Genomic DNA, 23,340 nt, shown 5'->3' on the forward strand with positions numbered 1-23,340 from the left:
CGACGGGCGGCGGGAGGCGGCCGCGCCGGTGCGTGAACGTCGAGCGGCTGGTGGGGCGGTCCCGGACGCGGATCGGCAGAATCGGGGTGTGGGGGCGGCCCCGGCTGCGCCGCAGGCGGCTACGTGAGAGGACCATGCCATGCCCGACTTCCACCCGAAGCACGATCATCTGATCGTCAAGCCGATCGGGGTTTCGACCCCGCAGGACCCGGAGACGTGGACGGGCGAGGTGGTGGCGGTGGGGCCCGGCCGGCAGTTGGGGAGCGGCAAGCCGCACCCGGTGGACGTCAAGGTCGGCGAGAAGATCCTCTTCAACAGGCTCTCCGGATCGGAGATCCGGGTGGAGGGCGAGGAGTACGTCGAGCTTCCCGAGGACGAGATCCTCGCGCTCTCCGCTGAGTAGTCCCGACAGCCCCAAGCACCCGAGCACCTGTGCCCCCGAGACCCCCTTGGAGATTCCCACCATGACCGAGCAGGCACCGGCCCGGATCGGCGTCACCGGATTGGCCGTGATGGGCCGCAACCTGGCCAGGAACTTCGCCCGCCACGGCTATCGGGTGGCCGTGCACAACCGCACGCAGGCGCGGACCACGGCGCTGCTGGAGGAGTTCGGGCACGAGGGCGAGTTCGTGGCCGCCGAGACCACGGAGAAGTTCGTCGCGGCCCTGGAACGCCCCCGCCTGATCGTGATCATGGTCAAGGCCGGGGCGCCGACCGACGCGGTCATCGACGAGCTGGTGCCGCTGCTCGACGAGGGCGACGTGGTGGTGGACGGCGGGAACGCGCACTTCCTCGACACCAGGAGGCGGGAGGCGGCCCTGCGCGGACGCGGCCTGCACTTCGTGGGCAGCGGCATCTCCGGCGGTGAGCAGGGCGCCCTGGAGGGGCCGAGCATCATGCCCGGCGGCACCCCGGAGGCCTACCGGGTCCTGGGACCGCTGCTGGAGGACATCGCGGCCAAGGTCGACGGCAAGCCCTGCTGCACCCACGTCGGGCCGGACGGCGCCGGCCACTTCGTCAAGATGGTCCACAACGGCATCGAGTACGCCGACATGCAGCTCATCGCCGAGGCGTACGACCTGCTGCGGCACGGAGCCGGACTGCAACCCGACGCGATCGCCGAGGTCTTCCGGACCTGGAACGGCGGACGCCTGGAGTCCTACCTGATCGAGATCACCGCCGAGATCCTCGCCCACACCGATGCGGCGACCGGGAAGCCCTTCGTCGACGTCGTGCTGGACCAGGCCGAGCAGAAGGGCACCGGCCGCTGGACCGTCCAGAGCGCGCTGGAGCTCGGCGTGCCCGTCAGCGGGATCGCCGAGGCCGTCTTCGCCCGGGCGCTGTCCGGCAGCGTGCCGCTCCGGCAGGCCGGCCGGGGGCTGCCCGGCCCCACCGAGACCTGGCTCGACAGCGCGGCGTCGGACCGGTTCGCCGACGACGTCGAGCAGGCGCTGTACGCCTCCAAGATGGTGGCCTACGCCCAGGGCTTCAACCAGATCCAGGCCGGCAGCGCGGAGTACTCCTGGCAGATCGACCCCGGTGAGATGGCCGCGATCTGGCGCGGCGGCTGCATCATCAGGGCCCGGTTCCTGGACCGGATCAGGGCCGCGTACGAGGCCGACCGGGAGCGCCCCACCCTGCTGACCGACGCGCACTTCCGGGAGGCGCTCGGCTCCGCGCAGTCGGCCTGGCGACGGGTCGTCTCGACGGCGGCCCAACTGGGGGTGCCCGCCCCCGGCTTCGCGACCGCGCTCGCCTACTACGACGGCCTGCGGGCGGAACGCCTCCCGGCCGCGCTGGTGCAGGGCCAGCGGGACTTCTTCGGCGCGCACACCTACCACCGTGTCGACCGGGACGGGACCTTCCACACCCGTTGGGAGCTGGAGAGGCGCCCGGAGGAACAGCGCTGAGACACCTGAGACACCTCAGGCACCCGCAACCACCGTGCGGGAGCGACATACGGACAGACCGGCGCCACAGAAGGTGATTCCGCGGTCACCACGGGTAGGAGCGTGGCGCAAACCCCTACCTCCAGGAGACCCGCATGGCCCAGCAGGCCGACCTCATCCTCCACGGCGGCGAGATCGTCACCGTCGCCGAGAGCGCCGGGAGTACCGAGAGCAGCGAAAGTGGCGCCCGGCCCCCCGAGGCCGTGGCCGTCAAGGACGGCACGATCGTCTTCGTCGGCCCCCGGCAGGAGGCGCTGGACCAGTGGAGCGGCCCGCACACCGTCGTACGGGACCTTGAGGGCCGCGCCCTGCTGCCCGGGTTCGTCGACGCGCACGGGCACCTCGGCGGCATCGGCCTCCAGGCCACCATCGCCAACCTGCTGGCCGCACCGGACGGCGACGTCACCGGGCTCGACTCGCTGAAGGACAAGCTGCGCGCCTGGGCCGGGAGCACGGTGGGCGCGGACTCCGAGTGGATCGTCGGGTTCGGGTACGACGACGCGATGCTCGCCGAGGGCCGCCACCCCACCCGCGAGGACCTCGACGAGGTGTCCACGGACCGCCCGGTGCTCGCCATCCACCAGTCCTTCCACCTCGGCGCGGTGAACAGCCTCGGCCTGGAACGGCTCCGCTACTCGGCCGCCACGCCCGACCCCGAGGGCGGCGTGATCCGGCGGCGCGAACTCGCCGTCCCGCCCGCGCACGGCGAGCCCGACGGGGTCCTGGAGGAGAAGGCGTTCACCCCGGCCTCGGACCTGGCGCTCGCGGGGCTGCCCGAACGGGCGCAGCTGATGCTGTTCATCACCGGCGCGGCCACGGCGGCGAGCTTCGGCTTCACCACCGTCCAGGAGGGCGGCACCACCCTCGCCAACCTCAAGGCGCTGCGGGACACGGCCGCCGCCGTGCCGTTCGCGGTCGACGTGGTCGCGTACGTGAAGGCCGGGGAGGTCATCTCCTCCGCGCTGGACGACCCGATCGGGGTGAGCGACGAGTACCTGGACGGCGTCCGCGCGGCCGGGGTGAAGCTGGTGCTGGACGGTTCGCCGCAGGGCCGCACGGCGTGGCTCACCGCGCCGTACCTGACGCCGCCGGCCGGGCAGCCCGAGGACTACTGCGGGTACCCGGCGGAGCCGGACGACGCGGTGGTGGCCAAGCAGGTCAGCACGGCGGTCGAGCGGGGCTGGCAGGTGCTGGCGCACGTCAACGGCGACGCGGCGATCGACCAGTTCCTCCGGGCGGTCGAGGCGGCCGGGCCGGGCCGGCGGCCGACCGTGGCCATCCACGCGCAGACCGCCCGCGAGGACCAGGTCAAGGCGTTCGCCCGGCTGGGGATCGTGCCGTCCTTCTTCTCCATGCACACCTACTACTGGGGCGACTGGTACCGCAGGACCGTCCTCGGCGAGGAGCGGGCGGCCACCATCTCCCCCGCCCGCTGGGCGCTCGACCGCGGCCTGCGCTACACCTCGCACCACGACGCGCCGGTGGCGTTGCCCGACTCGATCGCCGTGCTGTCCAGCCAGGTGACCCGGCGCACCCGAACCGACGGGGTCGTCCTCGGGCCGGAGCAGCGGGTGTCGGCCCTGGAGGCGGTCCGCGCGATCACCCTCAACGCCGCCCACCAGTACGGCGAGCAGGACCGCAAGGGCAGCATCGAGGTCGGCAAGCTCGCGGACCTGGTGATCCTCAGCGCCAATCCGCTGACGGTCGACCCGGAGGCGATCCGCGACATCGAGGTCGTCGAGACGATCAAGGCGGGAACGACCATCCACCCGCCGGCACCCGCCGCCCGGGCCTCCGCGATCCCGGCCACCGCGCCCACCCCGCAGTGGGGCTGCTGCTGAGCGTCCGGGGCCGGGCCGGGAAGCTCCGAGATCCCCACCCTCCAGTTGGACGGCGGGACGTTCTGAGCGCCCCGCGCGGGTCCAGCTCGCTCTCGTCCAGGTGGTTGCCGCCGTAGAGCACCTCGTAGACCCCGGGAGCGTCCTGCGGGTCGAAGGCGGTGAGCGGGCGGGCGGGCCGGAAGCTGCCGGTGGATCTGCCGATCGGCGGCGCGCCGCGGACCTAACGTTCGGTGCGGCGCCGGACGCAGCGGGACGGGCGCCACAGGAAACCCTCCCGCTACTTCGTCAACTCCGCTTTCCCCGGAAGGACTTCGAGCCCACCCATGTCCAGACTCCGCTCCCGGGTCGCCGCCCTGGCCGCCCTCGCCACGATCGGGTTCGGCGCCCTCACCACGGGTACCGCCGACGCCGCCCAGGCCGCCGCCCCCGCCTCGGCTCCGGCCGCCGTGGCCGCCGCGCTGTCCGAGCCCACCCACATCCCGATGAACAGCCTGCTGAACCGCAACCAGGCCTGGTACTCGCCGAACGGCCACATCATGCTGGCCATGCAGGGCGACGGCAACGTCGTCCTGTACCGCGACACCACCCCGATCTGGGTCGCCAAGGGCGCCATCCCCGACGGCAACATCCTGGTCATGCAGGGCGACGGCAACCTCGTCGTGTACTCCGCCGCCAACACCGCGCTGTGGGCCAGCAACACCGGCGGCAACCCCGGCGCCGAGCTGGCCGTCTACAACGAGGGTGCGATCGCCGTCCAGCTGAACGGCAAGATCCTGTGGACCAGCGCCCAGTCGGCGCCGACCCTGCCCAAGTGCCCGCCGTGGGGCCCGCCCTACCCGGGCCAGGTCACCTGGCCGTGGTGCCCGACCTGGCCCTTCCCGAGCTGACCCCCACCCCGGACGGTCACGCGACCGGCCCGTGCCCCCGCCGCCCGAACGGCGGCAGGGGCACGGGCCGGTGCCCAGGAGGTGCTGGGCGACGAGCCCGCCGACCGGGTGGCCGATGATCACGGGCGGGGTGCCGAAGGACCGCACGACGCGCGCGTAGTGATCCATGAGCACGCCGAACGACTCAGAACTCGCGCAGATCGGCGGGGTGGGGGCTTCGACGGTGCCGTGGGGCTAGTTGCCGCAGGTCAGGTCCTTGGCGGGCAGTCGACCGGTGGTCAGGTAGCGGTTGACGTCGGCGCTCGCGCAGGACGGGCCGGCCACCACCACACCGTGGCCCTCGCCGCCGGCCACCGTGATCATCCGTGCACCGTGCAGCGCCCGCCGCATGCCCTGTGCCATGGCCAATGTCGCCTGCGGGTCCCACTGGTTCTGCACGATCAGCGCGTTGACGTCGTTGTTCACCACGGTGGCCGGCTCGCCGGGCGCCCGCTTCCAGAACGCGCACGGCTGGATGTTGGCGCCCAGGTCGCCGGCCAGCGGGTAGCGGGCCTTGTCCCGGATCGCGTCCCGGCGGTACTGCTCGGGGTCGCGCGGCCAGTCGCGGGTGTCGCCGCAGAAGACGGCCCACACGACGGCGGCCCGGTTGTTCTCCGGGTCGACCGCGTCGGCGGCCCGCGCGCCCGCGCCCTCGTCGGTGGACCGGACCGGGGCGGCGTCGGACACCGCCGCGCCGGTCGCCCCGGCCGAAGCGGCCGAAGCGGCCGGCCCGCCCGCGGCTGCGGCCTTGAGCGCGACGATCCAGGGCGTGACGGCCTCGACGCGGACGAACTCGGCGTACCTGGACCGGATGGCGTCGCCGCTGAGCGCCCCGCCCTCCACCGGAACGGGCGTGCGGTCGGCGTGGGCGATCAGGTCCCAGTACGCCTTCCGGACCTCCGCCGCAGTCGCGCCCAGCCCGTACGCGGTGTTGCGGGCGGCGGCCCACTCGGTCCACCGGGTGAAGGCGAGTTCGGCCCCCGCCGACCACCCCCGGAACATCCCCTGCCACGCGAGCGCCGGATCGAGCGCGCTGTCGAGCACGAACCGGTCCGCGCGCCGGGGGAACATCTGTGTGTAGACGGCGCCCAGGTAGGTGCCGTACGAGTACCCGAAGTAGGAGATCTTCTGTTCCCCCAGCACCGCCCGGACGACGTCCATGTCCCGGGCCGTGTTGCGGGTGGTGATGTGCGCCAGCGTGTTCCCCGCCTTGGCCCGGCACTTGTCGGCCACCGTCCGGGCCCGGGCCACGTCCTCGGCGAACTTCCCTTCTGCGTAGGGGTGTTGGTAGACCTGCTCGTCGGGCGTCAGGCCGCAGCCGACCGGCGAGCTCTGCCCGACCCCGCGCGGGTCGAAGCCGACCAGGTCGAACCGCTCCCGCACCTGCGCCGACAGCAGCGGCTGCATCTCCACGGGCAGGCCCAGCCCCGGGAAGCCCGGGCCACCGGGATTCATCAGCAGCACTCCGTGCCGCTGCTTCGCGCTGCCCGCCTTGATCCGCGATATCGCGAGGTCGATCCTCCGGCCCCCGGGGTTGCCGTAGTCCAGAGGCACCTTGACCTTCGCGCACTCGAACCCCGCCGGCCCGCCCGCGTCGCAGCGCTCCCAACGGAGCTCCTGCTGCGCGTACTGCTGGAGCGGGTCCCCGCCCGCCGCGAACGCCGTCACCGGAGTGAGCGCCGCGATCACGGTCGTCACCGCGCCGACCGTCAACAGGGAGATCGTTCGTCCGTCTCGCAGCGCCATGCCCGTCCTCTGTGCAGAATCGGTGTTCTCGGATCGCCTCCAGTCTCCGTTCAGGCGCACTCGTCCCCCGTACGGCGCAGGGATGGGTTCATGATCAGACTTGCGGCGTACGCCGACGGGCTGACGTAAGGCCAGAGTCCCACCTCCCGCCGGCCGTCGGTCAGGGTCGACGACCTGTCGGCCGCCGGCCGGCGCTCGCGCTGCGGACTCCTCGGCCCGCAGCCTGCGACGTTCTCTCGCAGGTGTGCCACGGACGAGGTGCCGCGGATCAGCAGGATGTTCGGCGACCGCCGCAGCAGCCAGGCCAGGGTGATCCACCCGTCGCGGCGGTTGCGGATGGTGGTTGTCGATTGTGTGATGTCCTGTCGACGCCGCCTCGCCCTGTCGGCGTGCTGCTCGCCCGGGCGTCGGGAATGGTACTGCACGACCCCAGGGAATGCCGTCCACCGCCTGCACCCTCCTACACGGAAGCTCCAGCGTGAGTACCATGCGCAACGTCATCCATTACTAAGGAGTGAACGGTTGTGACCAGCCAACCAGCCAGCACGCTCCGTACGCGGCTCGTCGATCAGGCCGCATCGGATCTGGAAGAGAACCGTCGGCGTCAGCAGGAACTGGCCGAGGAGGTCAGGATGCTGAAGCAGGAGGAAGCCCTCCTGGTCGACATCCTCCAGCTCGCCGAACGGCACGAGGGCCTGTCGGAACCCTCGCCCCTGCCCCAGCAGGCACAGGACGAGCCCGTGCTCACCGGGGCGAAGCGACGCCGGGCGTCCGCTGCGGCCCCCGCCCGCACACCTTCGCCGCGTTCGGCTCGTTCGGCACGGACGGAGAAGACGGCGAAGCCCGCGAAGCCCGCGAAGCCCGCGAAGGCCGGGAACACGGCGCGGACGGTGCAGGCGGGGAAGCCGGCACGGGCCGCCGCGGCGGGGAAGTCGCGGCAACCCCTGCTCGGAGAGCTCCTGTTGTCCCTGCTCAGCGGTCACGACGAACCGCGCCTGGCGAAGGAGCTGCGGGACGAACTGCTGGTGAAGCACCCGGACCGCACCCCCACCGCGCAGGTCGTGCGCAACACCCTGGAGTCGCTCGTGGCCAAGGGGAGCATCCAGCGCCACAAGCAGCAGCGGTCCGTGCTGTACACCCTCGCCGAGTCCGGCCGGCACGCGCTCGCGGCGCAGGAGGGCGCTCAACGACCTTGACCTCAACCGCCCTTGAGCTCCTAGGGTCGTCCGCATGATCTTCACCGAGAGGGAGCGCGAGTACCTGCTCGCCCAGCCACTGGCCCGACTTGCCACCATCGGCCCCGACGGCCGCCCGCAGATCCGCCCGGTGGGCTTCAGGCTCAACGACGACGGGACCATCGACATCGGCGGGCCCGCCATGGCCCGCAGCCAGAAGTACCGCAACGCGCAGGCCCGCCCCGAGGTCTCCGTCCTGGTCGACGACCTGGCTCCGGCCGATGACCCGGTCGCGGGCGGGTGGGGGCGCGGGGTCGAGATCCGGGGCCGGGCCGAGGTGCTGACCGTCGACGTGCCGCCGGTGGCGCCCGACCGCTTCAGCCGGGACATCGTCCGCGTCCACCCCCGCAGGGTCATCACCTGGAACCTGGAGGAACGGGGGTCCGCCGCCCGCGACACCGGGTGACGAGGGTGGCGGAGTTCGTCGTGGATGCGGTCCGCGTGGACGGCGTACGTGGTGCCCCCGATCCCGGGCTCCTCCTCGTTCGGCGCTCAGGAACGCGTACGTGTGTCCACCGGCCTCGCGTATGACAGTCACGTGCCTCGCCCATGCGGTCACGTGACTGTCATACGTGTGAAGAAGCCGGCCGTACAACGCGACCAGCCGCCGGCGGTGGCGGATGTCATCGCCTCAGGTCGCGAGGGGCAGGTCCAGGATCCGGCGCGCGGCGCATTCGCCGGTGGCGAGCGCGGCGTTGGTGGTGCTGTAGGCGAAGTGGTCCCCGGCCAGTTGGACGGGGGAGGCCGGATCCAGGCTCGCGGTGAAGGCGGCGAGGTCCCGGTATCCGCCGGCCGGGCGGGCGAGGACCGCGTTCTCCCAGCGCTGGACGACGGCCATCTCCCGGTGGTCGTCGATGTGGGCGGCCAGGTCCGGCATCACCTCGCCCAGGGCCGCGCGGGCGTCGGCGATCACCGTGTCGTCGTCGAGGGCCATCCGGGCGGCGTTCCAGTCGTGCCGGAAGATCAGGGTGACCAGGCCACGGCCGGCGGGGGCCCGGCCGGGGCCGAGGTTGTGCTCGTACAGCGCGACGCACAGGTCCGGGTGCTCCCGGCGCGGCACGGCGACGCCCAGGGCCGTCTCGGCGGGAGGCCGGCGCAGCCCGAAGGTGACGTGGACGTCGCTGGTGTACCGGACCCCGTCGAGGTAGCGGCGCTGGTCGTCGTCGAGGGTGGTGACGATCCGGGCCGCGACCGGGGCGGGTACGGCCACGACGCAGGCGCGGGCCCGCTCCGTCCGGACCTCGCCGTCCCGCTCCCACACCACCGCAACCCCGGCCCCGTCCCCGTCCCCGTCCCCGTCCCGGCGGACCTCGGTCACGTGGGCGCCCAGTTCGACGCGGGTGCCAGGGGCGCGCATCACGGGGGTGTCGAGGAGGTGTTCGGGGAGGCTCCCGACGCCGCCGTCGAAGGTGAAGCTCGCGGCTCCGAACGTGCCCCACATGATGCAGAAGGCGCCGACGGCGGCGACCTCCTCGGCGGGTACGAGGAACTGGGTGCCGCACAGGGGCTCGATCAGGTAGTCCAGGAGCTCCCGGTCGAGCCTGCGCAGGGCGTGCTCCCGGGCGCTCTCCCCGTCGATCCCGGCGGCGCCGGACATGTCCTCCCAGCGCAGCCGGCGGCGGGCGGCCGCCAGGTCGCGCAGCAGGTTCAGCGCCTTGAACTTGGCGCGCCACCCGAGCAGTCCGGTCCGCAGGAGCCCCGAGGCCTGGACGAGGGAGAGCCGGTGCACCCGGCCGTCGCGCAGCACGCCCAGCTCGTCCGAACACGGGAGCATGCGCGTGGCGAGCCCCGCGTCCTCCAACAGCCGGATCATGGGCGCGTAATTCCGGGAAAGCCAGCTCGCGCCGCGATCGACGCGATATCGGACGTCTCCGACCGGCACTTCGCGGGTGGACATCCGCCCTCCGACGTGGCCTTCCTTTTCGAACAGGGTGACGTCGCAACCGGCCTGGCGCAGCCGAAAAGCGGCGGCCGTTCCCGCGATTCCGGATCCGACCACGATCACGCGGTCCTCACGGGCCTTTTCGGCCATGTGGCGCCTCCTCGGACATCCCGGTTCCCCGGGTTTCTTTTCGCGCGGGCAGAAACACTCTGGGACGGCGCGGAGTTGTCCGTCAACCCCACCGGATCTCCGCCGAAGCGGTCATCGCGCCGCCCCGGCCGGCACCTTGACGCCCCGTTGACACCCGTGGACACCGGTGTTGAGATCGATGCGAATCGAGGGCGGCGGCGGTGCGCCGCCGTCACCGTCGCCGTGTTCACGGTCTCCCGCGCGAGAAACCGCGAGAAGCCGCGAGGAGCTACAGGAAGCCGCGAGAAGCGAAGCATGAAATCCGGTGCGCCGCACCGAACGGACTGGCGTGTCGCCAGGGGGCGGTGCAACGGCGCTGATCCAATCGGCGAGGAAAAAGGAGGTACCGCATGCGGAAGGAACCGCCGACGGAACGCGAACTCCCGGCGTACGGGGACGAAGTCCTCGCCTTCGCCCACCCCGCACAAATGGAACGTCTGAACGCCCTGGCCGGTTTGTGCGATCCCGCGACGACGGACGATCTGGCGCGTTGGGAATTACCGGCCGGGGCCCGTTGTCTGGAAATCGGGGCGGGCGCCGGGACCTTGGCCCTGTGGCTCGCCCGCCGTCACCCCGAGGGCGAGGTGACGGCCACCGACACGGACCTCCGCTTCCTCGCGGGCCTGCGCCACCCGGCCCTGCGGGTGCTGCGGCACGACGTGCGCACCGAAGGGTTCCCGCCCGACACCTTCGACCTCATCGTCGCCCGCAGTGTCCTGTGCCACCTGCCCGATCGCGCCTCGCTGCCGGGGCGCATGGCGTCCTGGCTGAAGCCGGGCGGCCGCCTGTACATCGAGGACCCCTCGTTCTTCCCCTCCGCGTCCTCCCCCGATCCGGTCGTGCGGCGCCTCGGGGCCGCGGTCACCACCACCCTGGCCACGACGCTCGGCAGCGACGTGGCGGCCTGGGCCCGGTCGTTCCCCGCCCCGCTGCGGGGCCTGGGGCTCGGCGAAGTGGGGATGCGGGTGCACTGCCCGACGCTGACGGCGACCAACGCGGCGGGGCGGGCCTGGGCGCTCTCGATCGCCGATCTCCTGCCGGCGATGGCACGCTCCGGGGCCCTCGCGCAGGCGGAAGGGGCCGAGGCGCTGGCCCACCTGCGCCGCCCCGGGTTCGTCGACACGGCGCACGCGATGATCGCCATGTGGGGCGTGCGCCCGGCGCAATGCCAGCCGGAACGACAAACGGCGCAACAACCGAAGGCGGGGGCCGCATGACGATCGACGTGCTCAAGGGCTCCGCGATCCGGGACGTCCCGGCCCGCCACGGCGACCACGCCGAAACCGCCGACGCGCAGACCCTGCGGTGGGTGGAGGCCGCCGGCCTCTGCGAGACGCCGGCGGAGCTGCGCAACCTCGCGCGGATCCGCCCCGGGCTGTTGGCGGCGTGGTGCCATCCGCGGGCCGGCCGGTCGGACAGCGCCCTGGTGGCGATGTGGATGGCCTGGCTGTTCCTCCTCGACGACCGGATCGACGAGGGCGACCTGGGGCGTGACGCCGATCGCCTGGAGGAACACCTGCACGAGCCGCTCGGCATCGTCTCGTACGGGTCGGCGCCCACCTCGCCCATGGGGCGGGCCCTCGCGGAGATCGTCGAGCGGGCCTCGGACGCCATGCCCGACCCCTGGGTCCTGCGGTTCCGTCGTCACGTGGCCGACTACCTGTCCGCCTGCGTCTGGCAGGCCGCCCACCGGCAGGCCGGCCACGTCCCGTACCCGGACGGGTTTCCCGCCTGGCGCCGGGCCTTCGGAGCGATCATGCCCTCGTTCGACCTCGTCGAGCGGACGGACGGCTGCTTCCTGCCCCCGTCCCTGTACTACTCCCGCCCCTTCCAGGACCTCCTCGTCGCGGCGGCGGACCTGGTGTGCTGGACCAACGACCTGATGACCGTGGACAAGGAGGCCGCCCAGGGCGACCCCCACAACCTGGTGCTCGTCACCGCCCACCACGGCGGCATGGACCGGCACGCCGCCGCCCTCCTCGTGACGGACGCCTTCGAGGACCGCCTGCGGGCCCACGCGCGGGCCCGCCGCGAACTCACCGACCTCACCCGTGCGTTCGCCACGCCACCCGCCCTCCGGCGGCAGGCCGACCACTGCGCCGAGGCGCTCCTCGACTGGGCCCGGGGCCACCTGGAATGGGGCCTGGGCACGCCCCGGTACCGCACCGGAACGACAACGACAACGACCGCGCCTGCGCCGCCTGCACCCACGGGAGAGGACCACCATGCCGACACCCCCTGACCCCACCGGCCGCCGCCCGGCCCGGGTGCCGGGCGCCGTCCCGCTCCTCGGGCACGCGATCCGGCTGGCCAGAGCGCCCCTGGCCTTCCTCGACGCCCAACGCCGGTACGGGGACGTGGTCGAGTTCCGCATCGGCCCCCGGCCCTCCTACCTCCTCAACCACCCCGACCTGGTCATGGCCCTGCTGACCGGACCCGGGGGGCGCTTCGACCGCGGCGAGATCTTCACCAAGTCCCGCCCCCTGTTCGGCAACGGCATCGCCGTGGCCGACGGCACCCACCACCGGGACCGCCGCCGCGTCGTCCAACCCCTGCTGAGCGCCGCCCGCCTGCCCGGATACCTCGACACCATGGCCGAGTTGGCCACCGCCCGGGCCGACTCGTGGCACCACGGCCAACGGATCGACCTCAACGCCGAGATGGCCGAACTGACCCTGAACGTGGTGGCCGCGACCCTCTTCGGCCGTCCGCTCCCCGCCGGCGCAGCCTCCGTCGTCCACCACGCCCTGCCGGTCGTCGTGGCCGGACTGGGCCGCAGGGCCTACGGGCCCGCAGCCGCGTTCCTCGACCGGCTGCCCAGCGCCGAGCGGCGGAGCTATCACACCGCCCTGAGCGACCTCCACGGCGTCGTCGACGCCCTCATCGACGCGGACCCGCACAACGCCGCCCTGACGCACCTGTCGGCCGGCGCCGACCGGCGGCAGGTCCACGACGACGTGACCTCCCTGCTGGTCGGCGGCTCCCACACCAGCGGCGCGGCCGCCGCCTGGCTGTTCATCCTCCTCGCCCGCCACCCGGAGCTCCGCCGCCGGGTCCGCGAGGAGATCCGCCGGGTCGTCGGCGACCGCCCCGTCGAGCCGGCGGACCTCCCCGCGCTCGTCCTCACCCACCGCGTCGTCCAGGAGACCCTCCGGCTCTACCCGCCGATCTGGCTGTTCCCCCGCCGTACGGGCAGTGCGGTGGAACTGGGCGGCCACCGGCTCCCGCCCGGGGCCCAGATCTTCTACAGCCCCTACGCCCTGCACCGGGACCCCCGCTGGTACCGCAACCCCGGCGCGTTCGACCCCGACCGCTGGGACCCGCAACGGCACCCCGCTCCCCCGCGCGGCGCCTACCTGCCCTTCGCCGCCGGTGTGCACGGCTGCCCCGGCGGCGACTTCGCCCTGGCGGAGCTCACCCTCCTGACGGCGGCGGTCACGGCCGCCTGGCGAGTGGACCCGGTTCCGGGCAGCCGCCCCCGCCCGATGGCGGCGGCCACCCTCGGCCCCGCGCCCCTCACCGCGACCGTGACCGCGCACTCCTGAGCCCGCCTCCGAGCCTGCCCCTGAGCGGCCGTCACCCGGGCGTCGGCCGCCCGAGGCGGGCCCTCACGTCACCTCCGCCAGAACAGGTGGTGCGTCACCCCGCTCGGGCTGGGCACCACCTCCAGGTGGAACCGGTCCAGCAGGTCGTCGGGGGACTCCCAGAGCCGTAGCCCGGGGCCGAGCTCCACCGGCGACACCGCCACGTGCAGGGTGTCGACGAGGTCGGCGGCGAGGAACTGCCGGATGGTGCTCACCCCGCCACCGAGCCGGACGTCCTTGCCCTCCGCGGCCTCCCGCGCCCGTGCGAGGACCGTGGCCGGGTCGCCGTCGACGAAGTGGAACGTGGTGTCGGAGAGCGTGAACGACGGACGCTCGTGGTGGGTCATGACGAACACCGGAGTCCGGAACGGGGGTTCGTCACCCCACCAGCCGCGCCACTCGTCGTCCTGCCAGGGCCCGCGCTGGGGCCCGAACTTGTTGCGGCCCATGATCTCGGCACCGATGTTGCGCGCGAAGTCCCGCGTGAAGTGGTCGTCGAGGCCCCGGCTCCCCCCGGGAGCCGTCCGCATGGGCCAGCTCGCCGTGGCCCCGGCCCAGGCGAACAGCTTCTCGGGATGGTCATGGCCGAACGGCCGCTCGAAGCTCTGGTGCTCGCTGGCACCGGCACCGACGCCGTCACCGGAGACGTTGAAGTTCATGACTCTGAGCAGTTGGTCCACGTGTTCCCTCGTCAGATCTCGTCGCATCACCGTGCGGCAGGGCGCCGCACATCATGACGTCGCAGCGGACCCGGCCGAATCGACATCGGCCCGAAACTCTTTCTCGGGGCTCCGCTCATCACTCGGGGTTGGCGGGGGCGGTGGTGACGGCGACCGCGTTCGCTCCGACGATCACCAGCATGGCGAGCCAGGACGCCGCGCCGAGGTGCTGGCCGAGCACGACGAGACCGATCAGCGCGGCGAAGACCGGGTTGACGCTCATGAACACGCCGAAGAACTGCGTGGGCACCCGCCGCAACGCCAGCAGATCGGCCAGGAAGGGCACCGCCGAGGACAGCACGCCGGCGGCCAGCGCGCAGGCCAGGGCGTCGGCGGTCGGGGGACGAAGGCACAGCACCACGATGCCGACGGGCAGGTAGAGCACCCCCGAGAGCGCGGCGGCGGCGCCCGAGCCCTCCAGCCCGGGCAGGCGGCGGCCGACGACACGGTTGAGCAGGATGTAGCCGGCCCAGCACACCGCCGCGAGCAGGGCCAGGACGATGCCCGGGTAGTCGGTGGAGGGCGAGGGCCGGGCCAGGACGACCACCGCGGCCGCGGCGGCCACCGCACACAGGGCGTCGATGCGCCGACGCGAGCCGGCCAGGGCCACCGCGAGCGGGCCGAGGAACTCCAGGGTGACGGCCAGCCCGAGCCCGATCCGGTCGATCGCCGTGTAGAGGGACAGGTTCATCACGGCGAACACCATCGCGAGCCCGAGGACCGGACGCCACTGCGCCACCGTGAACGACCGCGGCCGCGGCCTGCCGACCGCCCACAGCACCCCGGCGGCCACCCACTGGCGGACGGCCACCACACCCGCGGGACCGATCACCGGGAAGGCGAGCGCCGCCATCGAGGCTCCGGCCTGGTTGGACAGGCCGGAGCCCAGCATCAGCGCCACCCCGGCCAGGCGCCCGTCGCCCTGGGCGGTGACGCCTTCATGAGAACCCTTCAGCACCATGCCCTCCACAGTGGAGCCGGCGCAGCCATACGCAAAATGCATTCACCGACCCATTGATACGCTCGGCGTATGGATGAGCGACGACAAAGTCCCGCCGATCTGGAACTGAAGCACCTGCGCTGCCTGGTCGCCATCATCGACACCGGCAGCTTCACCGACGCCGGCCCCGAACTGGGCATCTCCCAGGCCGCCGTCTCCCGCAACCTGCACGCCCTGGAACAGTTCCTCGGGGTGCGGCTGCTGCACCGCACCAGCCGCACGATCGCGCCCACGCCGGCCGGCGTACGGGTCCTCGCCCGCGCCCGCGTCCTGCTCGCCGGCGCCGACGACCTGGTCGCGGAAGCGACCGCCGGCCACGCCCGACTCCACCTCGGCCACGCCTGGTCCGCCTTCGGCCGCCACACCACCGACTTCCAGCGCCGCTGGCACGAGCGCCACCCCGACGTCGAGCTGCGCCTCGTCCGCCACAACTCCCCCACCGGCGGGCTGGCCGAAGGCATGTGCGACCTCGCCGTCGTCCGCGCCCCGCTCGACCTGAAGCCCTGGTCACACGCCCTGATCGGCCACGAACACCGCATCGTCGCGCTCGCCTCCGACGACCCGTGGGCCCGCCGGCGCAGCATCCGCCTCGACGAGATCCCCGCCCGCACCCTCGCCATCGACCGCCGAACCGGCACCACCGCCCTGAACCTGTGGCCCGAGGACCAGCGGCCCGCCGTCATCTACACCCACGACATCGACGACTGGCTCGCCGCCATCGCCACCAGCCGCTGCATCGGCGTCACCCCCCAGGCCACCGCCGCCCAGTACCGCCGCGACGGCATCGTCTACCGCCCCCTGCGCAACGCCGCCCCCGTCCCCGTCCACCTCATCTGGCGCCGCCAGGACCCCCACCCCGCGACCCACGCCGCAGTCGCCCTCGCCATCGACCTCTACGGCGAGAAGCCCGGCCCCCCACCGCCCCCACGAAAGTGACAGCGGCACCCCAGCAGAGCCGCCTCACTCTCCCGGGCACACGAGATCCGCGACACGGCTACGGCAGGGGGCCGAGGTCGCCTTCGATGACGGTCTCCGTGATCAGGGGGCGCTCCCACAGGGTGAGGAGTTCATTCACGAGGGCCATGATCGGGCGCAGGTCGTGGTCGCTCGGGGCCTCGATGGCGGCGGCCGACAGGCCGCGGGGGACGGCGCCGGCGTCGAGGAGGCAGCGCCAGTCCTCCGGGGTCAGCTCCAGGAACTCCAGTCCGGTCAGCCGGGTGACCTCCCGGGGGTCGGCGAGCGCCCCGGGGCCGGCGTAGAGGGTGCGGAGCCGGGGCAACCCGACGACAGGGGTCAGACTGACCGGTTCGCCGCGCCACCCTCCGAGGGTCAGGACCTCCAGGTCGGGGTGGGCCGCCGCCTCGACGCTGTTGGGGACTTCGCCGTGGAGCCTCGCCACCACCGGCCTCGGGTCCAGGCTCCGACCGGAGTACCAGCTCCGGTCCGGGTCCCGCACCAGGTCGGTGAGGGACTCGGCGAACAGGCAGGCGCCGACGCTCCGCTCGTGGTCGAGCACGATGAGCTGCCCGAGGTGGCCGCCAGGGCCGGGGGTCAGGTCGACGACCACCAGGTCCCCGCCGCCCGTGTCGCCGATGACGATCCACCCGGGCGAGCCGACCAGGTCCTGCACGGCGGCGTCGGGCGAGGTGACGCACGCCTCCGTCGCCGCGTGCTCCCAACGGAACGAGGAGCGCGAGCGGTCGGCGATGACGAGCCCGTCCAGGGAGCTCAGCTCGAAGCCGAGCGCGTCGCCGACGCGGTCGGACGCCTCCCAGCACGCCTCGGCGTCCTCGTCGTTCTCGTCGTTCTCGTCGTTCTCCCACCACCGCGCGGCGGTCACCCGGTAGAGCACCTTGATCTCTTCTGGCAGCGCCACACCCAGGCGGGCCTCCGCGGCGGCGATCTCCTCCTCGGTGGCGCCGGTCTCGTCGGGCATCCGCTCGCGCAGCGTCCGCTCCAGCAGCTCCAGGTCCACGGAGGGGGCCGGCGCCGCCCCGGGCACCGGCTCGGGCAGGCGCCGCCACGGCTCGGGCACCGCGCCCTCGACCAGGGTGAGCGCGCCGGGGTGGGCGTTGCCGATGCCCGGGTCGACGGCCGGGCCGTGGTCGAACAGATGGAGCGCCGCCTTCCCGCTCGCCGGTATCTCCACGGCGAAGGCGACATCACCGGTCCCGGCCTCGATGAGCGCGGCCCGGACGCGTTCGATCGCGTCGTGCTGCTCCTGGTTGTCCGACACCAGCATGGCGCGCCCGGCCTCCGGGTAGCGCATCCTCACCGGCACGCTCCACCCGTGCCGGCCGATCAGCCCCGCCACCTCGCCGCCCGGCGCGGCGAGCGCCTGCGCGTGGTCAGCCCGCAGGAGCCGCAGCAGGGGCTCCCAGGTCGCGAAGTCGTACAACGAGGACGACGAGGACGGCAAGGACGGCAAAGGCGACGAGGACGGCAAGAACGACGACGAGGACAACGAGGGCCTCCAGCAGATCCGGTGATCACGGCAGTGGCGATTATGACGCCCACCCCCGACAGTCCGGAGTGCTCCGGGAGGCCGATGCACCTGGGCGCTACCCGTGCTGCCCCAGTCCGTCGCGCAGCAGGTCGAAGGCCCGCTCTGCGGCGCGGACGGCCTCCGGGTAGCGGTCGTCGGCGGACGCACCGTCGGCCAGGCATTCCTGGTTCAGGACCGCCAGTTCCCGCTGCACCACGATCACCTGGGCGGCCACCAGGCGTGCGTCGAGCGGGTCGATGCCCGCTTCCAGCAGTGCCTCGGCCAGTGCGTCGCTTCCGCGCACGGTGTAGCGGATCATCCGCGCCGCCAGGCTCTCGGTACCGACGATCATGCGGAGGAAGGCCATGACCTCGGGGTCGTCGCACAGGCCGGTGTTGGGGTCGCGGCGTGCCAGGGCGTCGAGCATGGCCGCGCGCAGCGCCTCCAGCGGCGGCCGGCCGGCCGGGCGGGCGCGCACCGTCCGGGCCGCTTCGCTCTCGTGGTCGGCGAACCGCTGGAGTACGAGGTCCTCCTTCGTCGGGAAGTAGGCGAAGAGGGTCCGCCGGGAGACCTCCGCCGCCTCCGCGATCTCGGTGATCGAGACCTGGTCGAAGCCCCGGTCGAGGAAGAGGCGGATCGCCGTCGCCGCGATCGTCTCCCGGGTGCGTTCCTTCTTGCGTTCCCGCAGGCCCATCTGCTGATTCATGCACTCAGTCTACCTCGTGGTAGACTGAGTGCAGAATTGCACCCAGTTTCTTCTTTCGGGAGGTCATCGTGCGAACCGAGGTCATCGTGGTGGGGGCGGGCCCGACCGGGCTGATGCTGGCGTACGAGCTGACGCTGGCCGGGGTACCGGTCGTCGTCGTCGAGAAGCAGCGCACCCCCAGCACCCAGTCCCGGGCGGGCGGGCTCCAGCCGCGCACCGCCGAAGTGCTCGACCTGCGCGGGCTGCTGGAACCGCTGCTCGCGCAGGAGCCGTCCGAGACCACCGGCGGGCACTTCGCCACCCTGCCGGTCGAGCTGGACTGCCGGCCCTGGCGCACCCGGTACCCCCACCCGGTCAACGTTCCGCAGGTCCGGCTGGAGGCCCACCTCGAACGGCTCCTCGGCGAGCAGGGCGTCCCCGTGCTCCGCGGCCACGAGGTGACGGCGGTCGCGCAGGACGCGGAGGGGATCACGATCACCTGGCACGCGGACGGCGCCCCCGGCGGCGGTGACGCGCCCGGCGACGGTGAGATCCGCGGCCGCTACCTCGTCGCGTGCGACGGCGGGCACAGCACGGTCCGCCGGCTGCTGGGCGTCCCCTTCCCCGGTCGGGAGCGCCGGATGTCCGCCGTCGCGGCCGACCTCACCCTCGCCTCCCGGTCCGAGACCGTCCCCACCGAGCGCAAGCACTTCAGCCAGTACACCCGCGTGGCCGGCGGCTTCCACGCGATCCTGCACCCCATCGGCCCGGACCTGTACCGGATGCTGTTCGGCAGGCTCTCCGGACAGGGCCCGGACCGCGAGACGCCGGTCTCGGCCGACGAGGTCCGCGAGGCGCTGCACGCCGTGTACGGCCCCGACACCGAACTGGGCGAACTGCGCGCCGCCTCCCGGTTCGGCGACGCCGTGCGCCAGGTCGAGCGCTACCGCGAGGGCCGGGTGTTCTTCGCCGGGGACGCGGCGCACATCCACATGCCGATCGGCGGCCAGGGTGTGAACCTGGGACTCCAGGACGCGGTCAACCTGGGCTGGAAGCTCGCCGGCACGATCCGCGGCTGGGCGCCCGACGGTCTGCTCGACAGCTACCACGAGGAGCGGCACCCCGTCGCCGCGCGCGTGCTGCGCCACACCCGGGCCCAGGCCGTGATCATGAATCCCGGCCGGGACGAGGAGCTCGGCACGGTCCGCGAGCTCGTGACCGAGCTGCTGGGTCTGCCCGACACCAACCGGTACGTCTCGGGCATGATGTCCGGCCTGGACCTCCGGTACCCCGGCGTCGGCCCCCGACTGATCGACCTGGACCTGACCACCGAGGACGGCCCGACCCGGGCGAGCCGGCTGATGCGCTCCGGCCGGGGCCTGCTGCTCTCCCTCGACGGCAGGCGACGGTCGGTCGGCGACCGGTCCGACCGGGTCGAGCACGTCCTCGCGAAGACCGACGAGGACGTGGACGGCGCCGGCGCCCTCCTGGTCCGCCCCGACGGCTACCTCGCCTGGACCGACACCGACGGCACCCCGCTCGACACGGCCCTCGCCCGCTGGTTCGGCTGAGGCCCCGGGCGGTTCGTCGGTACGCCGCGGTCCACGGCACACCGACGGACCGCCCGTCGCGCTGTCGCCACCTGCCGCACGGGGCATCCGCCGGTTCCGCGGAGGCCTCACGTCGGGAGGAGCGCGGCCGCTCTATCTGGAGCATTCGATCCAGATAGGCTACGGTGAAACCATGGCAAGGACCCGGGAGTTCGACACCGAGGCGGCGGTGAGCCGCGCCATGGAGCTGTTCTGGACGCGCGGCTACGAGGCGACCTCGGTGCGCGACCTGACCCAGCACCTGGGGATCGGGCAGGGGTCCCTGTACGCGGCGTTCGGCGACAAGGCCGGCCTGTACCGGGCCGCGCTGGACCACTACCGCGCCACCCTCGCGGCGGATGCGCTGCGCAGCCTGGAGGAGGGGACCGATGTCCGCTCGGCGATCCGCACGATGCTGATGGAGCGGGTCCGCATCGCCGCCGAGCACGGCGGTCGGGGCTGCCTTGCGGTCAATGCCGCCTGCGAGCGCCTACCGGGGGACTCGTCGATCCGGCGCACCGTACGGGACATGCAGGACGTCAGCCGGGACGCGCTCGCGGAGGTGCTGCGGGTCGCGGCGGAACGGGGTGAGATCGCGGCGCGGCACGACCCGCACAGCCTCGCCGCCTTCTTCGTCACCTTCCTCAACGGGCTGCTGGTCTCCTCGAAGATCACACCGGACCCCGAAGCCCTCGAACCCGTCGTGGAGGTCGCGCTCGCCGCCCTCGACTGACTTTTTCATGCCCGTAATCTGTATCGCACGATCCAGATAAGGGGCCGAACCCGCATCCGGCGCTCCACCTCTGCTCCATCCCTGCTCCATCGAAACGCGCCATCGACACTTCGGAGGACCCGTGCCCATCGCACCCACCCCGAGTACGCCCGCCCTCGGCGGCAGCCGCTGGAACACCTTCCCCGCGGCCGGCACCGCCCTGACCGCCCGTGACTTCTTCACGGCCACGGAGCCGCTGCTGCAGGGCGTCATCGATGACAACGCCCTCACCGCCGCCGACGGCGAGGTGCTGGAGACCCAGATCCGCGCGACCCTCGCCCTCGGGACCCGGGAGACCTCCCTGCCGCTGGCCGTCGGCCCGGGCAGCGCCCCGGCCGCTCGCGAACTGGGCGCGCAGGCCGAGGAGATCGGCCACGAGCTCGCCTCCTGGGCCGCCGCGGCCCTGGAGCGACTGCTCGCCGACCGGATCGCGCTGCCCGCCGGCCCCCTGATCGTCCGCAGCCACTGCTACGGCCACCTGCTCACCCCTCCCGCGACCGACCTGCTCCTCGGTCGCCGTGGCGGACCGGTCACGATGCAGCTCTACAACGAGTGGCTGCACCAGGCCGTCCTGCTGCGCGACGCCCTGCTGCCCTTCACCAACTGGCAGGACGTCCCGCTGCTGATCACTCCGACCGGGCTGCGGCACATCGAACCGGCCCGGGACGCGTTCCTCACCGAACTCCTGGTCCGCCGGATCCGGCACACCAGCATCGTGGCCTTCGCCCGCCACGCCGTCACCGGCACCCCCATCGCCCCCAACCCCTCCGGCCCGGCCGGCTACGGCTTCGAGTCGAGCGGCGGCACCGCCCTGCCGGCCGTCCTCGACCAGCCGCCCCTGACCGCCCCCCGGTACCTGCTGACCTGGCGCCCCGACCCGGCCGCCGACGAAACCGTCACGCACGTCGCCGAGTTGCGGGACTACTACGCCGCGCCGCGCACCCTCGTCGAGCACCTGCCGCCCGCCACCGCCGCACCGGGGCCGCTCACCGGCCGCATCACCGGCCGCATCGTCGCCGGGCCGGTCGCCGACGGGGCCCGCACCGCCGCCATCGAGCTCACCCACGACGGCGCCACCGCCCGCGTCGACCTCGGCCAGGCCCTGCGCGGCCACCGCTTCGCCCACCGGCCGGACGGCGCCACCAGCGCCGAAGCGCTGCCCGCCGACGCGCTGGCCGCCGACCCGCCCGCCGCCACGGACGTGTGGACGGCCCTGCGCGCACCGGGGCTGGTGTGGACGGAGGCGGGCGACGCCGTCCTGGACGCCACCGGCCAGGGCGACCTCGTCGTCCTGGCCCTGCTCGGCCGGCTCTACCCCGAGAACGTCACCCTGCACCCCGCCGACCGTCCCGTCACCCACCCCGCCGACCACCCCACCGACCGGGCAACCGCCTCCGGCAACGGCCCGAGCCGGCTGGTGGCCCGGATCGATCCGCCGCGGACCAGCTGACACCCGCTCCACCCGGAAGGGGCCGCCCCTCGGTAGCCGACACCCGGCCACCGAGGGGCGGGTACGGGTCAGCCGGCCCGGTAGCGGGTGGCGAGTTCGGGGCTCTGCACGCCGAACGCCGCCAGCTCGGCCCGGAAGACGGCGTCGAGGAGGCTCGCGTCCTCCACACCGGGCGCGCAGACGACTTCGCCGAGTTGCAGGCCGCGCAGGGCCGCGGTGACGACGTCCTCGGCACTCATCCTGGGTACGGCGCTCAGATCGAGGCCCTGGCGCTCGTGGAACTCGGTGGCCACCACCCCCGGACAGACGACCTCGACCTGGACGCCGGTGCCTTCGAGCTCGGCGGACAGCGTCTGGCTTATCGCGACCAGGTGGGCCAGGGCGCCGGCGTAGACGGCGCGGCGGGGCAGCTGGGACTGCGGGGCGGGGCCGCTGAAGGCGATCATGCCGGCCACGTTGATGATCGCGCCCCGGCCGCGCTCCTGCATGCCCGCGACGGCGGCACGGGTGAGCAGGGTGGGGGCGAGGACCTTGACGTCGACCAGTTCGCGGGCCAGGTCCGCGGGCAGGTCGGCGAGCGGCATGTAGTGGGCGACGCCCGCGTTGTTGACCAGCAGCGTCAGCGGTTCGGCCGCGCAGATCCGCGCGACGGTGTCGATGCCCTCGCCGGTGGACAGGTCGGCGGCCACGGATCGCACCTCGACCCCGGTGTGGGCGGCGGCGAACTCCTCCAGCCGATCCCGGCGCCGGCCGACCAGCACCAGGTCGTAGCCGTCGCCGGCCAGCCGCTCGGCGAATGCCCTGCCGATTCCGGAGGTGGCGCCGGTGACGAGTGCGAGGTTGCTCATGGGCGTCGTTCCCTGTCGGTAGTCGGCCGTGGCGGCCGGAAGGCGTGGGTGACGCGGACGAGGCCGAAGACGTTGGTGGCATAGACCGTCTCCAGGTCGGCGGCGGTGATCTCCGCCGGCGGGTTCCACCTGCCCGAGATGCCGGCGTTGTTGACCAGGACGTCGAGCCGGCCGGCCTCCTCGCGGATCAGCCGCGCGGCGGCCTGGACGGACTCCTCGCTGGTGACGTCGAGCTGGACCGCGCGGGCGCCGATCCGCTCGGCCGTTTCCCGGCCGCGCCCGAGGTCGCGTGCCCCGAGGTAGACGGTGTGTCCGGCCCCGGCCAGTCGGCGGGCGGCCTCCAGGCCGATTCCGCGGGTGGCTCCGGTGATGAGTGTGGTCGTCATGGCGTGCTGTGAAGGCGCCGGGCCCCGCGTGATCCGGGGCTCCTCGCGCCTTCA

At 73.2% G+C, this 23,340-nt stretch carries 20 protein-coding genes and 2 pseudogenes; 13 read left to right on the forward strand and 9 right to left on the reverse strand.

All coding sequences use genetic code 11. From position 1 onward, the window contains the following. The first annotated feature begins 139 nt into the window (after positions 1–139). The 4 genes from ACFWPT_RS29550 to ACFWPT_RS29565 all read left to right on the forward strand — a co-directional run bounded on the left by ACFWPT_RS29550 (position 140) and on the right by ACFWPT_RS29565 (position 4,677). Positions 140–403 (forward strand): hypothetical protein, encoded by a 264-nt coding sequence (locus ACFWPT_RS29550; protein ID WP_363373866.1) that lies wholly within the window; start codon positions 140–142, stop codon positions 401–403. A gap of 61 nt (positions 404–464) precedes the next feature. Further along, the gene (gndA, locus tag ACFWPT_RS29555) at positions 465–1,910 is read left to right on the forward strand and encodes an NADP-dependent phosphogluconate dehydrogenase (protein WP_380374439.1); all 1,446 of its coding nucleotides are present in this window, start codon (positions 465–467) and stop codon (positions 1,908–1,910) included. Positions 1,911–2,044: 134 nt separating this feature from the next. After that, positions 2,045–3,790, forward strand: coding sequence for an amidohydrolase (locus ACFWPT_RS29560; protein WP_380485475.1), 1,746 nt, complete (start codon positions 2,045–2,047; stop codon positions 3,788–3,790). Positions 3,791–4,113: 323 nt separating this feature from the next. Further along, a complete protein-coding gene (locus ACFWPT_RS29565) occupies positions 4,114–4,677 on the forward strand; it encodes a hypothetical protein (protein WP_380374434.1) in 564 nt (187 codons plus the stop codon). A 234-nt stretch (positions 4,678–4,911) separates the two neighbouring features. On the opposite strand, the gene ACFWPT_RS29570 is transcribed toward ACFWPT_RS29565, so the two are convergent. After that, positions 4,912–6,462 (reverse strand): alpha/beta hydrolase, encoded by a 1,551-nt coding sequence (locus tag ACFWPT_RS29570; protein ID WP_380485477.1) that lies wholly within the window; start codon positions 6,460–6,462, stop codon positions 4,912–4,914. 215 nt (positions 6,463–6,677) lie between these two features. After that, positions 6,678–6,776, reverse strand: a pseudogene (locus ACFWPT_RS29575) (oxidoreductase); the annotation flags it as partial. Between the two features lie 210 nt (positions 6,777–6,986). On the opposite strand from ACFWPT_RS29575, the gene ACFWPT_RS29580 reads away from it, so the two are divergent. Both ACFWPT_RS29580 and ACFWPT_RS29585 read left to right on the forward strand, forming a co-directional pair. Beyond that, positions 6,987–7,658 carry a hypothetical protein gene (locus ACFWPT_RS29580; protein WP_380485479.1) on the forward strand — a complete coding sequence of 224 codons (672 nt, stop codon included), beginning with the start codon at positions 6,987–6,989 and terminating at the stop codon, positions 7,656–7,658. A 34-nt stretch (positions 7,659–7,692) separates the two neighbouring features. Then, complete coding sequence (locus ACFWPT_RS29585) at positions 7,693–8,103, forward strand: PPOX class F420-dependent oxidoreductase (protein ID WP_363373882.1); 411 nt, start codon at positions 7,693–7,695, stop codon at positions 8,101–8,103. 225 nt (positions 8,104–8,328) lie between these two features. Here ACFWPT_RS29585 and ACFWPT_RS29590 read toward each other — a convergent pair whose 3' ends face one another. Beyond that, complete coding sequence (locus tag ACFWPT_RS29590; RefSeq protein WP_380485482.1) at positions 8,329–9,729, reverse strand: protoporphyrinogen/coproporphyrinogen oxidase; 1,401 nt, start codon at positions 9,727–9,729, stop codon at positions 8,329–8,331. A gap of 467 nt (positions 9,730–10,196) precedes the next feature. Between ACFWPT_RS29590 and ACFWPT_RS29595 the strand changes: the two genes are divergently transcribed. Genes ACFWPT_RS29595 through ACFWPT_RS29605 form a run of 3 tightly spaced genes read left to right on the forward strand, consistent with a single transcriptional unit; the run spans position 10,197 to position 13,313 of the window. Further along, positions 10,197–10,985, forward strand: coding sequence for a class I SAM-dependent methyltransferase (locus tag ACFWPT_RS29595; RefSeq protein ID WP_380485484.1), 789 nt, complete (start codon positions 10,197–10,199; stop codon positions 10,983–10,985). Next, positions 10,982–12,010 carry a terpene synthase family protein gene (locus ACFWPT_RS29600; protein ID WP_380374419.1) on the forward strand — a complete coding sequence of 343 codons (1,029 nt, stop codon included), beginning with the start codon at positions 10,982–10,984 and terminating at the stop codon, positions 12,008–12,010. The genes ACFWPT_RS29595 and ACFWPT_RS29600 overlap by 4 nt, the downstream gene beginning before the upstream one ends. After that, positions 11,994–13,313 (forward strand): cytochrome P450, encoded by a 1,320-nt coding sequence (locus ACFWPT_RS29605; protein ID WP_380374417.1) that lies wholly within the window; start codon positions 11,994–11,996, stop codon positions 13,311–13,313. Before ACFWPT_RS29600 ends, ACFWPT_RS29605 begins: the two co-directional genes overlap by 17 nt. Positions 13,314–13,381: 68 nt before the next feature. Here ACFWPT_RS29605 and ACFWPT_RS29610 read toward each other — a convergent pair whose 3' ends face one another. Then, positions 13,382–14,032, reverse strand: coding sequence for a dihydrofolate reductase family protein (locus tag ACFWPT_RS29610; RefSeq protein ID WP_380374414.1), 651 nt, complete (start codon positions 14,030–14,032; stop codon positions 13,382–13,384). A 118-nt stretch (positions 14,033–14,150) separates the two neighbouring features. Further along, positions 14,151–14,963: a DMT family transporter gene (locus tag ACFWPT_RS29615; protein ID WP_380485500.1), complete on the reverse strand. Its 813-nt coding sequence runs from the start codon at positions 14,961–14,963 to the stop codon at positions 14,151–14,153. Between the two features lie 138 nt (positions 14,964–15,101). Between ACFWPT_RS29615 and ACFWPT_RS29620 the strand changes: the two genes are divergently transcribed. Then, the gene (locus ACFWPT_RS29620) at positions 15,102–16,007 is read left to right on the forward strand and encodes a LysR family transcriptional regulator (RefSeq protein WP_380374412.1); all 906 of its coding nucleotides are present in this window, start codon (positions 15,102–15,104) and stop codon (positions 16,005–16,007) included. A gap of 58 nt (positions 16,008–16,065) precedes the next feature. Here the strand turns inward: ACFWPT_RS29620 and ACFWPT_RS29625 are convergent, their stop codons facing one another. Next, the gene (locus ACFWPT_RS29625; RefSeq protein ID WP_380485486.1) at positions 16,066–17,490 is read right to left on the reverse strand and encodes an SMI1/KNR4 family protein; all 1,425 of its coding nucleotides are present in this window, start codon (positions 17,488–17,490) and stop codon (positions 16,066–16,068) included. Between the two features lie 142 nt (positions 17,491–17,632). Continuing rightward, on the reverse strand, positions 17,633–18,262 hold the full coding sequence (locus ACFWPT_RS29630) for a TetR family transcriptional regulator (RefSeq protein ID WP_380485488.1): 630 nt from the start codon (positions 18,260–18,262) through the stop codon (positions 17,633–17,635). Positions 18,263–18,330: 68 nt separating this feature from the next. On the opposite strand from ACFWPT_RS29630, the gene ACFWPT_RS29635 reads away from it, so the two are divergent. From ACFWPT_RS29635 to ACFWPT_RS29645, 3 genes are all read left to right on the forward strand, one after another. Further along, complete coding sequence (locus tag ACFWPT_RS29635) at positions 18,331–19,812, forward strand: FAD-dependent oxidoreductase (protein ID WP_380485490.1); 1,482 nt, start codon at positions 18,331–18,333, stop codon at positions 19,810–19,812. A gap of 172 nt (positions 19,813–19,984) precedes the next feature. Beyond that, entirely contained in the window at positions 19,985–20,563 is a 579-nt protein-coding gene (locus ACFWPT_RS29640) for a TetR/AcrR family transcriptional regulator (protein WP_063352578.1), read from the forward strand. A 121-nt stretch (positions 20,564–20,684) separates the two neighbouring features. Next, the gene (locus tag ACFWPT_RS29645; RefSeq protein ID WP_380485492.1) at positions 20,685–22,052 is read left to right on the forward strand and encodes a hypothetical protein; all 1,368 of its coding nucleotides are present in this window, start codon (positions 20,685–20,687) and stop codon (positions 22,050–22,052) included. Positions 22,053–22,120: 68 nt separating this feature from the next. On the opposite strand, the gene ACFWPT_RS29650 is transcribed toward ACFWPT_RS29645, so the two are convergent. Together ACFWPT_RS29650 and ACFWPT_RS29655 are read right to left on the reverse strand one after the other, a co-directional pair. Further along, the gene (locus ACFWPT_RS29650) at positions 22,121–22,900 is read right to left on the reverse strand and encodes an SDR family NAD(P)-dependent oxidoreductase (RefSeq protein ID WP_380485494.1); all 780 of its coding nucleotides are present in this window, start codon (positions 22,898–22,900) and stop codon (positions 22,121–22,123) included. Positions 22,901–22,932: 32 nt separating this feature from the next. Further along, positions 22,933–23,286 (reverse strand): annotated as a pseudogene (locus ACFWPT_RS29655) (SDR family NAD(P)-dependent oxidoreductase); the annotation flags it as partial. Positions 23,287–23,340 lie beyond the last annotated feature (54 nt).

The sequence above is a fragment of the Kitasatospora sp. NPDC058478 genome, assembly GCF_042720345.1.
GTDB lineage: Bacteria > Actinomycetota > Actinomycetes > Streptomycetales > Streptomycetaceae > Kitasatospora.

Coding starts and splice junctions, on each gene's coding strand:
- gndA (WP_380374439.1), top strand. CDS start 465: ATGACCGAGCAGGCACCGGCCCGGATCGGCGTCACCGGATTGGCCGTG.
- ACFWPT_RS29585 (WP_363373882.1), top strand. CDS start 7,693: ATGATCTTCACCGAGAGGGAGCGCGAGTACCTGCTCGCCCAGCCACTG.
- ACFWPT_RS29550 (WP_363373866.1), top strand. CDS start 140: ATGCCCGACTTCCACCCGAAGCACGATCATCTGATCGTCAAGCCGATC.
- ACFWPT_RS29650 (WP_380485494.1), bottom strand. CDS start 22,900: ATGAGCAACCTCGCACTCGTCACCGGCGCCACCTCCGGAATCGGCAGG.
- ACFWPT_RS29565 (WP_380374434.1), top strand. CDS start 4,114: ATGTCCAGACTCCGCTCCCGGGTCGCCGCCCTGGCCGCCCTCGCCACG.
- ACFWPT_RS29615 (WP_380485500.1), bottom strand. CDS start 14,963: ATGCTGGGCTCCGGCCTGTCCAACCAGGCCGGAGCCTCGATGGCGGCG.
- ACFWPT_RS29640 (WP_063352578.1), top strand. CDS start 19,985: ATGGCAAGGACCCGGGAGTTCGACACCGAGGCGGCGGTGAGCCGCGCC.
- ACFWPT_RS29600 (WP_380374419.1), top strand. CDS start 10,982: ATGACGATCGACGTGCTCAAGGGCTCCGCGATCCGGGACGTCCCGGCC.
- ACFWPT_RS29570 (WP_380485477.1), bottom strand. CDS start 6,462: ATGGCGCTGCGAGACGGACGAACGATCTCCCTGTTGACGGTCGGCGCG.
- ACFWPT_RS29605 (WP_380374417.1), top strand. CDS start 11,994: ATGCCGACACCCCCTGACCCCACCGGCCGCCGCCCGGCCCGGGTGCCG.
- ACFWPT_RS29560 (WP_380485475.1), top strand. CDS start 2,045: ATGGCCCAGCAGGCCGACCTCATCCTCCACGGCGGCGAGATCGTCACC.
- ACFWPT_RS29595 (WP_380485484.1), top strand. CDS start 10,197: ATGGAACGTCTGAACGCCCTGGCCGGTTTGTGCGATCCCGCGACGACG.
- ACFWPT_RS29590 (WP_380485482.1), bottom strand. CDS start 9,729: ATGGCCGAAAAGGCCCGTGAGGACCGCGTGATCGTGGTCGGATCCGGA.
- ACFWPT_RS29630 (WP_380485488.1), bottom strand. CDS start 18,262: ATGAATCAGCAGATGGGCCTGCGGGAACGCAAGAAGGAACGCACCCGG.
- ACFWPT_RS29620 (WP_380374412.1), top strand. CDS start 15,102: ATGGATGAGCGACGACAAAGTCCCGCCGATCTGGAACTGAAGCACCTG.